Source organism: Arthrobacter yangruifuii, assembly GCF_009192775.1.
In the GTDB taxonomy this organism is placed as follows: Bacteria; Actinomycetota; Actinomycetes; order Actinomycetales; family Micrococcaceae; genus Arthrobacter_B; species Arthrobacter_B yangruifuii.
The window spans coordinates 170322-182639 of the sequence record NZ_VTFX01000004.1; the positions used below are offsets into that span (position 1 = coordinate 170322).

At 65.4% G+C, this 12318-nt stretch carries 12 protein-coding genes; 4 read left to right on the forward strand and 8 right to left on the reverse strand.

Features of this window, described 5'->3' with window-relative positions:
* Window positions 1-150: 150 nt before the first annotated feature.
* On the reverse strand, window positions 151-1119 hold the full coding sequence (locus GD627_RS08730; RefSeq protein ID WP_152272180.1) for a DUF2332 domain-containing protein: 969 nt from the start codon (window positions 1117-1119) through the stop codon (window positions 151-153).
* A 307-nt stretch (window positions 1120-1426) separates the two neighbouring features.
* On the opposite strand from GD627_RS08730, the gene GD627_RS08735 reads away from it, so the two are divergent.
* Window positions 1427-1873, forward strand: a complete 447-nt coding sequence (locus tag GD627_RS08735) for a GNAT family acetyltransferase (RefSeq protein WP_152272181.1) — start codon at window positions 1427-1429, stop codon at window positions 1871-1873.
* 24 nt (window positions 1874-1897) lie between these two features.
* On the opposite strand, the gene GD627_RS08740 is transcribed toward GD627_RS08735, so the two are convergent.
* Together GD627_RS08740 and GD627_RS08745 are read right to left on the reverse strand one after the other, a co-directional pair.
* Window positions 1898-2305, reverse strand: coding sequence for a GntR family transcriptional regulator (locus GD627_RS08740; RefSeq protein WP_104161272.1), 408 nt, complete (start codon window positions 2303-2305; stop codon window positions 1898-1900).
* Complete coding sequence (locus GD627_RS08745) at window positions 2302-2877, reverse strand: hypothetical protein (protein WP_152272182.1); 576 nt, start codon at window positions 2875-2877, stop codon at window positions 2302-2304. Before GD627_RS08745 ends, GD627_RS08740 begins: the two co-directional genes overlap by 4 nt.
* A gap of 1540 nt (window positions 2878-4417) precedes the next feature.
* On the opposite strand from GD627_RS08745, the gene GD627_RS08755 reads away from it, so the two are divergent.
* Window positions 4418-5281, forward strand: coding sequence for a MerR family transcriptional regulator (locus GD627_RS08755; RefSeq protein ID WP_152272183.1), 864 nt, complete (start codon window positions 4418-4420; stop codon window positions 5279-5281).
* Here the strand turns inward: GD627_RS08755 and GD627_RS08760 are convergent.
* Both GD627_RS08760 and GD627_RS08765 read right to left on the reverse strand, forming a co-directional pair.
* Window positions 5274-5747 carry a hypothetical protein gene (locus GD627_RS08760; RefSeq protein WP_152272184.1) on the reverse strand — a complete coding sequence of 158 codons (474 nt, stop codon included), beginning with the start codon at window positions 5745-5747 and terminating at the stop codon, window positions 5274-5276. The genes GD627_RS08755 and GD627_RS08760 overlap by 8 nt on opposite strands.
* Before the next feature lie 153 nt (window positions 5748-5900).
* Window positions 5901-6488: a DUF3060 domain-containing protein gene (locus GD627_RS08765; RefSeq protein ID WP_152272185.1), complete on the reverse strand. Its 588-nt coding sequence runs from the start codon at window positions 6486-6488 to the stop codon at window positions 5901-5903.
* A 198-nt stretch (window positions 6489-6686) separates the two neighbouring features.
* On the opposite strand from GD627_RS08765, the gene GD627_RS08770 reads away from it, so the two are divergent.
* Window positions 6687-8024, forward strand: coding sequence for an APC family permease (locus GD627_RS08770; RefSeq protein WP_146362088.1), 1338 nt, complete (start codon window positions 6687-6689; stop codon window positions 8022-8024).
* Between the two features lie 60 nt (window positions 8025-8084).
* Here GD627_RS08770 and GD627_RS08775 read toward each other — a convergent pair whose 3' ends face one another.
* Entirely contained in the window at window positions 8085-9185 is a 1101-nt protein-coding gene (locus GD627_RS08775) for a glycosyltransferase (protein ID WP_152272186.1), read from the reverse strand.
* 90 nt (window positions 9186-9275) lie between these two features.
* Here GD627_RS08775 and GD627_RS08780 point away from each other — a divergent pair, with 90 nt between their 5' ends.
* Window positions 9276-10169, forward strand: a complete 894-nt coding sequence (locus GD627_RS08780; RefSeq protein ID WP_152272187.1) for a glycosyltransferase family 2 protein — start codon at window positions 9276-9278, stop codon at window positions 10167-10169.
* Here the strand turns inward: GD627_RS08780 and GD627_RS08785 are convergent.
* Both GD627_RS08785 and GD627_RS08790 read right to left on the reverse strand, forming a co-directional pair.
* Window positions 10153-11202 carry a glycosyltransferase gene (locus tag GD627_RS08785; protein ID WP_152272188.1) on the reverse strand — a complete coding sequence of 350 codons (1050 nt, stop codon included), beginning with the start codon at window positions 11200-11202 and terminating at the stop codon, window positions 10153-10155. The genes GD627_RS08780 and GD627_RS08785 overlap by 17 nt on opposite strands.
* A gap of 12 nt (window positions 11203-11214) precedes the next feature.
* On the reverse strand, window positions 11215-12240 hold the full coding sequence (locus tag GD627_RS08790) for a glycosyltransferase (protein WP_152272189.1): 1026 nt from the start codon (window positions 12238-12240) through the stop codon (window positions 11215-11217).
* Window positions 12241-12318: the final 78 nt, after the last annotated feature.

Here is a 12318-nt window from a genome sequence, read left to right on the forward strand (position 1 = left end):
CTGGCATGACCAAATACTAGCCCCAAGCGGGCATCCTAATGCCGGCCTTCCGGTGTTGATCGGACTGCCTGTAAGCCGATGGGTCAGCGGGCGCCTTCGCGGGCGGGGCCAACGAAGCACTCTAATGACCTCCCCGGGACAAGGGGAAAATCAGTTTAGGGACTGGGAGTATTGTCCATGGGGCCCGGTGAGAGCGACCGGGCAACCGTTTCTGGCCAGAACAAAGGCCCCGTCTTCTGGCATCGTCCGGGTAGGGATCCGGGCGGTGATCTCGGGCAAGACCGGCAGGCCTTCGTTACTTAGCCAGACGCAGTCGAGGGCATTCACCTGGTCCACGAATTGCTGCCGCTCCGGGAGCGTGAGGTAGACGAGCACAGCGCTGTGGAAGATGACCAAGGTGGCCTCCGGCGGCGCCAACCGTGCCAGCCTCCCGATCTCCTGGTTCAGGTCACCGGCCACGAGCATCGGCGGATCTGCGGCGACCACAGCCGCGGCGGCGTGGAGGCGCTGGCGCCTGGCCTCGTGTTCAGGCCAGATGAGCGTCTCCAACCACTGCAGGTTCTCCCGGTCGCTGATGTCGATGGGGTTTATATCGATACCCGCGCGCCAGATCACCTCGGGAACCTTGGTCGGGACGGTGGCATTGCCTCGCCATTCGCATTCGAGCACCACATCCGTAGCCTGCGGCGGATCCACCCGGACCTGTCCATCCCCCCGCTGGTAGGTGTAGCTGTATCGGTCCGGGTAAAGGCAGAGCCCGGCTGAGGCTCCAACTTCCAGCAATGCGACCGGTCCTTCGATGACGGCTAGTTCGGGAAGGAGGACCGCGCACCGACCGGCCTCGTTGGTCTGGGTGGAACGGGTGCGGATGACCGAGTCCACGCTCTGCCAGTTGCTGAGAAGCCAGGTTCGGAAGTTCTCGTAGTTTCCAAGGGGTGCACCCTGGGACCGTGCAGATGCGAAGACAAGGTTCGGTTGCCGCTTAGCCGGCGGAAGCCCGCCCACCAGTGCCTGCACCGACGGATCTTCGGCGACGCCGTGGGCCCAGTCCTCATAAATGTCGGAAACGCCGTGTGCTTCGAGTTCCGCGAAACGCCGGTAATTCTTCGCAATGGTCATGGCTGGACACTAGCGCGGCAAGATCAGCCCCAATTGGAGGGTGAGATGCGAAGGGATACGGGTCGGAATGCGCCGCGGACTCCGAACCTCCGCAACCTCCTGTTCATTGTGCTGACGGCAATAACCACACGAGTTCACCCTCATCATGGGTCGTTCCTCAAGGGATGCCTACCTGAGACAGTGCTGAAGATCGATCACAAAGTGTGCCCGCTGGGGATCCCTCGATGGGGCGTCAGCGTCTTCCTCAATGGTCTGGCGTTGGCGCTGGAATGTGGTCGGCAGCCCATGAGGTCCTACAATCGGCAGAATGAATGCTCGCCCCCTTACAAAAGACCAGTACGACAGCGCCGTTTCCTTGTGGACGACTACCGGTCTCACACGCCCGTGGAACGATCCAATGGACGAACTCCTCCGTGCGATGAACGGTCCGACATCCACAGTCCTTGGGTACTCACTGGACGGAGACTTGATCGCCACCGCGATGGTAGGGCACGACGGGCACCGAGGCTGGGTCTATTACCTCGCGGTCGCCCCAGACAGGCAGGAATCCGGATTGGGGCGCCTGATGATGGAGGCCTGTGAACAATGGTTGATTGAACGCGGTGCAGTAAAAGTGCAACTCATGATCCGCAGCGACAACAGTCCGGTTATCGGGTTCTATGACCAGCTCGGATACGAGCTCTCAGACGTTCAGGTTAGGGCTAAGTGGCTCAAGGCAGGTGATCACGCCCACACAGGTTCAGCTGCCCTCTGAAGGATCCCTCAACGGGCGCTTTTCTTACCGCGATGGGGTAGGTGGGTCGTCTGGGTTCGGGCGTGAACTGGGTTCCTGGTGTAGCTGTGTCCAGGCATGGGCGAGAAGGTCTTGTGTCTCTCGAAGGCTGAGTCCTTCTTGGATTGCCCGATGAGCAAGGTCTCCAACTGTTTTGATGAGGGGTTCTGTGCTGGTGTGACCGGGGTTGACCCGGGTGCCTGCTGCCCGCTTGGTGCGGATGAGCCCTGCTTTCTCGAGTTCTTTGTAGGCCTTTGCCACGGATCCTGGTGCTACTCGAAGGTCAGCGGCGAGCTGGCGGACCGGGGGCAGCCGTGTGTCGGCGGCTAACTGGCCGGCGCGGATCCGAGCGGCTATTTGGGAACGGATTTGCTCCACAGGGGACACTGATGATGAGGAGTCGATGCTGATCATCGCTCTGGCCCATGGTTAGAGGCGCGTGCTGTTCTTTCAGCGGACCAAAGGTCCGCTACTACGGTAAGAGCTTTGATGAGGAGGATAACCGCGGCCACGGCGACGGCCAGGGAGGACAAGATCGCAATCAGTGCGAGTGTGTGCCCAGGCTCGACCGGGACCGTGTTAGCAGTTGCGAAGGTATCGGCAGTAGGGACTGCGTCGAGGTGACTGACCCGTAAGACGTTGCCGGTTACGGCCAGGAGTCCTGCGACTTGGAAAGCGAGGGCTGCACTGGAGGTGGCCATGACGAACACGGTTCTTAGTGATCTGAGAGTCGTATCCACGTGGAAAAGACCCGGTGAGGTCGGTCTGGCTGCGGCGGCGATGCGGCGTAGCGACCAGTACACGACGATGATCAGCAGGACCGTGCTGATCATGACGGGGACGCCGTAGTACCAGCCGGGGAAAGGACCAGTCGAGGACAGGTTGTACTGCACGTCCACTACCAGTCCGTCCTCGATACCCCAGCCTGAGAGCCCGCGGCGCTGGTAGATGCGATGCAGCCCGTTTTCGTCGGTCGATGAGTACAACCCGGTGAGTACCAGTCCGAGAATGAGGGTGAGTGCCGTAGCAAGTGGAAGGGCGAATACCCACTGACGGGCAAACGAGGCGGGCCCCCTGGGTGTGAGCTCCGCATGAGTCCGCTCCCCTGGAGGTGAGTCCCAGAGTGTCCTTCGATGCAGGTTGTAAGTGATGAGTCCTGCGAGAGCGCCTACTGACGCGGCGAGAGCGTATGGGAGCCCGTACCCCTGCGGCCACCAAATGCCGACCTGCCACGTCAGGACAGTGGCGGACACCCCGATGAGTAAAGCTGTCAGTGATGCCCGCACCTCGCTGCGGTATACCGGAGCATGGTCACGGTCCCCGGATGCAGATGCAGGAACAGGTACGAGTGTCACTTGGGAGCCCCGGATGGCTCGTCGGACGAGAACCCACAAGCCGGCTCCGAGCAAGGCTGCTACAGCAACCGCTAACACTACCGCCATCGACCCCATGGAATGTCCTCCTAGGACTGCTTGTATCTTGACGACAATACAAACGGAAGGCAAAGCCTTGTGTCAAGGCAGCGATACAAGAGGTGCCTGATCACATCCGTGCTTGAGGCCCGCAAGCCGGTCCCCCAATGCGCCGCGCTACCGCCACTTCCCCCCCCACCAGCACTGTCATGTCGATGCTGGTGGGGAGGATTTGCATATACCCCGCTCTCAAAGATGCCCGGTGAAGGTGGCCCAAACGCTACGGCTCACCTGACGGACCACGGGATCCCCAAGCGGGCCATTTGGGCCTGCAGCCCATTCCCGTTCACACATATCCTCGTTTGTAGTCAAGGCATGAGCATGGTTGGCATTCTCCCTGAAGACGCCCCCGCCCCCGTGCTGAACGGGCCGAGAACCTGAAGCGCATGCCTATTCCTGTGCTGGGGCTTATGCCCCAGCCGTCGCTGGAGGACACGGACTCCGTCAGCATGAACTACGCCCGTACTGACCTTGGGTACAGCGAAATGACAGCGAGCATACCCGCAGGCGGACGAGGAGGTTCCGCCCTGGCCCCGGCCCCCTTGGCTGATCGAACAAGTGGCGCGAATGCGCTATCCGCAGCTGTGGGAGGCCGTTGCGAACCACATGGCACCGCGAACCGCATTCTTCGCTTCAAAGCGTCCTGGGTAACCACGTCAACCACATCCTCATGAACCAGTACCGGCAGGAGATCTGGCCAGGCGGCAAAGCCCTGGAGCAGCACCACGCGCTGAACTCAATCGGATCCAGGTCCGCTTTGCGACCCGGAGCTAACGACGATAGCCCGCTGGCAACGTTCGTAGACGCCGAGATGCCACACCGATCCCTCGCACCCAGAAACGTATTGCGGCATCCATATCCGTGGTCGGCCGTGCAATTCTCATGTGGGCAGTTGAGCTGGTCATATATGACGGCTACCCAAGTGACATAGTGCAGTTCAGCGGGATCCGGGTGGCCTCCGCGCGGTAGTGTCATGCGGGAAGCTGCACCGTCCGCACCGCCACGGAGTTCAACCGGGGCGTGACGTTCCGCCCCCTTCTGGAAGGCACCGCACATGCATTCATCGCTTATCCCGCTTCCGCCGCGCCAGGTCGGGATCGCCGACGCGGCACAGTTCGCCGGCACCACTCCGGAAGCGATCCGCCGTTACCACGGGATCGGCCTGCTGCCCGAGCCCGAACAGGGCAGCGAAGGCCACCGCCAATACGGCTATGACGACATGATCCGGCTGCTGTGGATCCGCAAGATGGTCGACGCCGGGATGGGGATGGACGACATCCGTGAAGTCTTTGCCGACCCCGCTCCTGTCGGCGCCGACAGCGGCCGCGGTGCCGCCGTCGGCGTGAAGCGCATGCGCACCTTGGAGGGCCGGATGGGCCTGCTCTCCGACGTCGTCACCGGCCGCCTCAAGGAGCTGCCGGAGGGCTGGCTGCGCCAGACGGACCTGGACAACCTGCTGGTCATGGAGCAGATCTTCGGGCCGCTCGGTGCGGCCGTCAACGCCGGCCGTTACGCCGCCATGGCCGCCCACCCGGGTCTGCGGGAGGAATCCGACCGTGTGGAGGCCGCCGAGGAGGCACTCGACGACACGGTCGCCGTCGACGACCCCCGGGTGGCGCGGGCTGCTGCCGAAAGGCACGCCTTCGAAGGGAAGCTGGACGCCGCCATCATCAATTGCGGCCAGGCGCAGAGAGACGATGAGCTTTTCGAGTCTTGGGATGCTCTGCACTCCGCTGGCGCGGCGAGTGAGAATGCCACCGGCCAGGACGTCAGCAGAGGGGAAAAGCACGTGAGCCTCATCGACGCCGTTGGAATGATGCCCTACGACTACTCCCCGGCCCGCCTGCAGTGCCTGAAATTGACCGGAGAGCTCGCCGCCAACGAGCCGCCCGCTGCCCCTGCTGCCGCTGCTAGGTAGCAGAAACGGCAGCTACGCCGTCGCCGGATCCATGCTTGAAGAGCGGGCCTGGCATGTCGCTGATACGGGTACCCTGCTCGGTCGTGGCGGCCATGACCATCACACCAAACTCGAAGCCTGAATAGCGTGTCCGTTTAAACAGGCCGGCCTTGGGCTCAGCGTGCGCGCCGGGCCCGATAGCCGAGACAAAGACATCGCTGGCCTCGTCGCCACTGGCAATGAAGGCCACCCGGCGCTCGAAGATCTCAGACTCGAAGCGGGCGCGCAACTCAACGACAAACTCGCCACCGACTTCCACATAGGGATGCATAACACTCCCGTCCCCCAAGGCGAATTCACCTGCGGGCTTCAACGTTCCGTCAGGCTGGCGGACCCATACCGTCGCGCGACCTTCCCGAACCTTGCCGTCTTTCGCCCATGCGACATCATCACGCGGATAACATCCCAAGGTCACCTCTGCATTCACAACGTCCACCCTTTCCGAAGCCATTAGGGCACAACGTTACGACGGCATTCGAGGTCCGATCCACATGACGCCCTCAGCCGCGCCGACCCGGTCCTCTCCATGCCGCCATCCTGCCGCAACAGGGCGGTGAGGGTTGTCCGGCCATGCCCGTGTTCAGCGGACCGAGACGGTGTTTGTCCCCTCGGTTTCGATGACGGGATCCCCGGAGGCGTAGGTGACGCTGTTGTTCTGCCCTTCGACCTCGATGTCTCCGGTCTGCTCAACGCCGACGGTGTTGGTGGTGCCGTCGACGTCGATCTCGGGCACATTCCGAAGGTCTGCCTTGTTGTTACTTCCCTCGACGTCGAGGCTCTCCGCATCCTCTCCGCTGACAGAGTTGTCATTGCCGCGGAGCTCGATGTCTTCACACTGACCGGTTGTCCGCACGCTGGCGCCATTAGTCTCGACGTCGATGTCCCCGCCGCCGGAGCAGGTAATGCTAACGCTGGTGTTCGCATCCGTAATCCTGTGCTCCTGACCGCGGCTAAGCGTGATCGCAGCACTGGAGGCAGACTGTGCCGCTGACGCGCTTGGATCCGTGGGGGAGGCGGAAGCCGTGCTTTCCGGTGTCCCGACGGTGGTTGACGAAGCGGTTCCGGTTTCCTCGGGTGCCGGCGCCGGGTCGGCGGTGCACCCGGTGATGAGTGCCAGGCCGGCGACGGCGGTGAGCACGGGCGCGGTGATGCGCAGATTACGGTACATGCGGGTTCTCCTCAGCTAGGCGGGCTGGTGTGGTGTGGCCTGCCCCAGGGAAGTTCGAGCAATTCCTCGCTTGGGGCTCTTCCGCTTGCCTGTTTATTGTCCGGCATCCCGGGCCGGACAATAGGAAGAAGGATTATGTCTTGCAGGTAGTTTCACCCAAGTATTGCGCAGGGGCGGCAAACGGTTTCCAATAGCCCAATGACGGAAGAGACCGGCACCACCACAGAAAAAACATCACCCGGACTGAAGCGTGCCGTTGGTGTGCCGCTGCTGTTCGCGTTTATCGTGGGCGACACCCTCGGTGCCGGCATCTACACCCTCGTGGGGACCATGGCCTCCGACGTCGGCGGTGCGATCTGGCTACCCCTGCTGATCGCCCTGGTGGTCGCGCTGCTCACTGCCGCAACCTACGCGGAACTGATCACCAAGTACCCGCACGCCGGCGGAGCCGCACGCTATGCCGACCGGGCCTTTGGCATCCCCTACGTGTCATTCCTCGTCGGATTCCTGATGATGGCTTCTGGAATCACCACGGCCGCTGCCCTGGCGAACGCCTTCGCGGGCGACTACCTCACGGCGCTCATCGACGTACCGGCCGCCCCCGCAGCCGTCGTCTTCATCATCCTGCTGACCCTGATCAACCTTCGCGGCGTCAAAGAGTCCCTCGCCGCGAACCTGATAGCTTCCATCATCGAGGTCACCGGCCTCGTCATCGTCATCGTCGTCTGCGCCATCGTCTTCGCCTCCGGCAACGGGGAACCCTCCCGGCTCCTCGAATTCGCACCGGACGTGCCGCCCCTGCAGGGCGCCTTCGCGGCGTCGATCGTCGCCTTTTTCTCCTTCCTCGGCTTCGAGGCGGCAGCAAACATGGCCGAGGAAGTCCGCAACCCGTCCAAGGCCTACCCCCGGGCACTGTTCGGCGCCATCTGCACCGCCGGGGTGGTCTATCTCCTGATCGCCCTCGGTGCCGTCATCGTGATGGACCCGACGGAGCTGGCAGAGTCCACCGGCCCCCTCCTCGCCGTCGTCGCCGCCAGCGGCGTCGGAATCCCGCCGGGACTCTTCAGCATCATCGCGCTGATCGCCATTGCCAACGGAGCGCTGCTGTTCATGGTCATGGCCAGCCGGGTCGGCTACGGCTTGGCGGAAGCGGACTTACTCCCGCGGGCCTTCAGCCGCGTGCTGCCGGGCCGCCGCACCCCGTGGGTCTCCATTGTTGTTGTTGCCGGATTGACGATTGTCCTGACCCTCACCGGAAATGTCGCCACCCTGGCGGAAACCACCGTGCTGCTCCTGCTCCTGGTGTTCCTTTCGGCCAACGTCAGCGTCCTCGTCCTCAAAAAGGACAAAGTGGACCATGACCACTTCTCAGCGCCCCGGTTCATGCCGGTCCTCGCCATCATCGCCAGCATCGCACTCCTCACCCAGCAATCCGCGGCCATCTGGCTCAGCGCCGCCGTCTACGTTGCGATCGGATCCTTGTTGTTCCTCGCTGCGCGGGCCGGACGCAAACACGAGGAACGCGCGAACGCGTAGCTGACCTGCGGCCCCCGCTGCCCGCTGGACCAGCCCGCACAAGCGGAACGACGCCGGCGGTTACAGCAGGGAGCGGTAGATCGCCTCATGGGCGGCGGCCACCCGGCGTCGCTCGGCGGTCCGTTCCTCCCGGCTTAGTCCGGACCAGTGCCGGGACGCGTGGACCTGCTTGAGCGCGGCGGCGAGGGACTGGGCGTCGAGCCCGTCCTCGTCATGGATGAACTCGGTGACGGCGGAGCGCTGCTGGGCATAGAAGCCGCAGGACGGTGCCAGCACGTTTGTGCCCAGGTCCGCGCAGGCCTCCAGCCAGCCGGAATGGGTGCCGAAACGGTACGGCAGCACGGACACGTCCAGGCTGGAGAGGTAGTCCCACAGCGCCGGCTCGTCGAAGTAGTCGCGCACCTGCAGCTCCAGCCGCCCGGCGGCGGCGGCCTCCGTGAGCCAGCGGTGCAGGTCCGGACGGAACTTATCCCCTCCCGGTGTGAGGATGTCCGGGTGTCCGTTCACCTGCAGCACGGCGCCGGGCAGCTGCTCCACGGCGTCGAGCAGGTCCGGCAGGATTGCCCCGTCCATCATGTTCGGGCGCAGGCTCTTCAGGTGCACGCCGACGCGGAACTGCGTCCGGGGCCCGGCAGCGAGCCGCTGCGACTGGCGGCGTTCCAGCTCATCAAGATCCACCACATGCGGGTGCGGCAGCACCTGCGGGCGGCGGCCCCATCGACGCTCGACGACGTCGGCGGCTCCGGGGGTGAGCGTGATCAGCGCATCGGCCGCGGAGACCAGCACGTCAAGCTGCGCATCGTGGGCCTGAGGCGTGAGATGGTGCGGATTGCGCAGGTCATGGACCGTGTAGACCAGCGGTTTGCCCTGCGCCTTCAACTCCGCGGTGACGGCCCGCAGATCCGCCGGGGAAATAGCATCGAAGCCGAAGTGGATATGCATCAGGTCGAAACCATCCGCGTTCTCCCGGATCCAGGCGGGGTCCAGCATGACCGGCGGCCACCACGTCGCTTCCGTGGACTGGCCCGGATTGCGGGGGTCCGGGTCCGGCAGGCGCACAACGGGGTTCGGCTCCCCCGGGACGGCTCCGGTGTGCCGGATATAGACCTGGCTGTGCGGCACCGATGCCACCCGGATGATCGAACCCGCCGCCGTGCCCATGCCTGCTCCTTCTCCGCCGCAAATTCCTTTCTTCAGTATACTTAGTTCTTTCCGGCGCCCGGCTGTGGGCGCCTCCGGCGGAAGGTAACAATGCAGCCCACGGGCTCTGGATTTTCGGTCCTGATCATCAGCTCCGGGCGGGACGCCCACCTCGCGAACACCGTCCGCGGCATCGGACGCTCCACCCACCTGCCCGCAGAAATCGTGGTCTGCTACCTGAACCAGCCCGACGCCGTTCCCCCGCGGAGCGGAGTACCGCTGCGGGTGGTCCATGTGTCGTCCGGGCCCGGAGACCCGCTCCCCCTGGGTGCGGGCAGGAATGCCGCGGCAGCTGCGGCCCGGTCCCGCACGCTGGTTTTCCTCGATGTGGACTGCATCCCGGCCCCGGCAATGTTCGAGCATCTGCTGGCGGACCTGGACCGCAGCGGCGGCCTGGTGATGGCAGCACCCCGCTACCTGGCAGCCGACGCAGACGTCCAGGCCTGGGTGGCCGACGGCGACGAGTCAGTGCTCCTGCATGGTTCCGTTCCTCACCACGCACGCGCTGCCCTGGCGCCTGTGCCGGGAGAGCCGGCACTTAGCTCGCAGGACTATGCCCTGTTCTGGTCCCTCGGATTTGCGGTGCACCGGGACACGTTCGCCCGGATCGGCGGCTTTGATGAATCCTTCGCCGGCTACGGCGGAGAGGACACGGACTTCGCCTTCACGGCCCGGCGGAAGGCTGTGCCCCTGGCGTTCTCCGCGGCCACAATGTTCCACCAGCACCACGGCGTGCACCGCCCGCCCCTGCAGCATCTGGACTCCATTGTGGTCAATGCCGCGGCATTCCGGCGCAAATGGGGCAGCTGGCCGATGACCGGCTGGCTGGAGGCCTTCGCCCGGGACGGCTACGTCCGGTGGGACCGCGACGGAGACGAGCTGCGCCTGCTGCGCCGCCCCGATCCCGCCGAACTGGCAGCGGTCAGGGTCAACGCGCCTTACTAACGGCTGCGAGGAACCGTTCCCGGTAATCCTCCTCGGACACCAGCAGTGTGCGGGCCAGCAGCTCCGGGTCCGCTCCGCGCAGATCCTCCAGCAGACCCGCCCAGTCCGACACTGAAGCGAAGTCCGCCGCGGCGGCTGCCCCGGCCGCGGCCAGCGACGAAGCAAAGACCGCCTGCTCGCGGAACGGCCGGGGTTCGGGGATCAGCAGTGCCGGACGCCGGGCAGCGGCCGCAGCGGCAACCGCATTGTGTCCGGCGGAGGTGATGACCACGTCTGCGGCGGCCAGCCGGGGTCCCGGGTCCGCCACCACGCCGGGCAGGGACACGTTCACAGGGACCTCCCCCGGCGCGCCGGCGGCGTGGCCCAGGACCTCCCATTGCCATCCCGGGGTCTGCCGGGCCGCGGCGAACACATCCTCGAGGGGTACGCCGCTGCCGCCTAATGAGGTCTGCACCGCAACGGTCCGGGGCTGCACCGGAATGAGCCCGGGCCGCGGCGCCGTGTGCGGGGCGAGCATGCCCACGTAGGTGCTCTTGGCGCCGTAGGCCTGCAGGTGCGCCGGGTCCTCGACGGCTTCCGGGAAGTAGGCGACCAGCCCGTGCACGGATTCGTACGCCAGCCGGTGGGCCTGGTCTGTCCGTTCCCCGTGCATCCGCCGGTGAATCACCGGGTAGCCGGCCAGCCGAGCAAAAACCGCCACCTCCACGGACACGTCCACCACCACTACGTCCGGGGCAAATTCCTCCCACAGCCGGTGCAGCCGGGCGAACCTGGCCTGCAGTTCGGGGCCGGCCGGTGCGTAGTGCAGGAACTGCCCCGGTCCGGACGCAAAGGGACCCTCGGGGGCGACGTCGGGAGGCAACGGAGCGAACCGCGCGCCGCCGGGCAGCCGGGGCGCTCCTCCGGCGGGGGCGGTGCCGGTCACCAGCAGCTCCACGCAGTTGAGCCGGGCCAGGTTCGCGGCATGCCGCAGGTGCCCGGTGCCGTGGTGATGGGCGTAGTAGGCGACACGGGGAAGGCGCAGGGAAGGCAATTACGGCTCCGGTTACGGGACGAGGGCTTCGGCGTGCGGGGCGGACGGCACGTCCGGAGTGAGCAGGGACCGGATCTGGTCTTCGTAGGAGTTCACCATGGCTGCCGCGCTGAAGCGGGCAGCCGATGCCCGCACGCGGTCCCGGTCCAGGCGGCGCGCGGCCGTGACGGCGGCAGCCAGGGCAGCTGCGCCGAGTCCGTCGGCGAGCCGCCCGCCGTCGTCGTCAATGATTTCCGGCATGGCGCCCAGCGGCAGGGCTGCAACCGGGGTGCCGCAGGCCATGGCTTCCAGTGCCGTGAGCCCAAAGGGCTCGGACCAGACCGGGGAGGCGATGAAGACCTCGCCGGATCCGAGGAAGGCGGCGAGGTCCCGGTGATCGAGGTGGCCGACGTGGCGGACTCCGCTGCCCAGATGCGGCGCCACGGTGCGTTCGAAGTATTTTGCGTCGCTGATGGGCCCTGCGAAATGCAGTTCCATGCCTGCCGCCTGCGCCGCGTCGATGGCAATGTGCAGGCCCTTTTCCGGTGTGACCCGCCCGGCCCAGACTGCAGTTCCGGAACGGGATCCCGTACCGGCCGGCCAGTCCGCCAGGCGGATGCCGTTGTGGATCACGTGCAGGTCCGGCAGGTGCGCAGACCAGCCCGTGGCATTGCGGGCGGACACGCTGACAAACCGGTGCAGCGGCGGCAGGGGTGCCCGCCCCTCCTCGACGGCGTCCACGATCCACGGCAGCGGCGGGGTGTGCAGGATGGTCAGCATGGGCACATCCGCGAGTTCGAGATACGGAAGCAGGCTCAGGGAGTTGTTGACCACGACGTCGAACCCGCCCTCCCGGACGGCCGTAACGGCGGAGCCCAGTGCGGTGTCGAGGACCTGCTGCTGGCGGCTCATCCGCTCCGGGGCAAGGCTGCGGCGGAACTCAAAGGTTTCCGGAAGGACCTCCACCACCCGTGCCCGGGACACGGAGCCGGCTTTGGCGAAAAGGGTGACATCGTGGCCGCGTGAGGCGAATTCATCCGCCATCAGGGAGGTGTGCATTTCCAGCCCGCCGAGGAACGGGCTGGAAATCGGGTGATGGAGGTGGGACAGGATGGCGATCCGCAGTGGCTTCCCGCC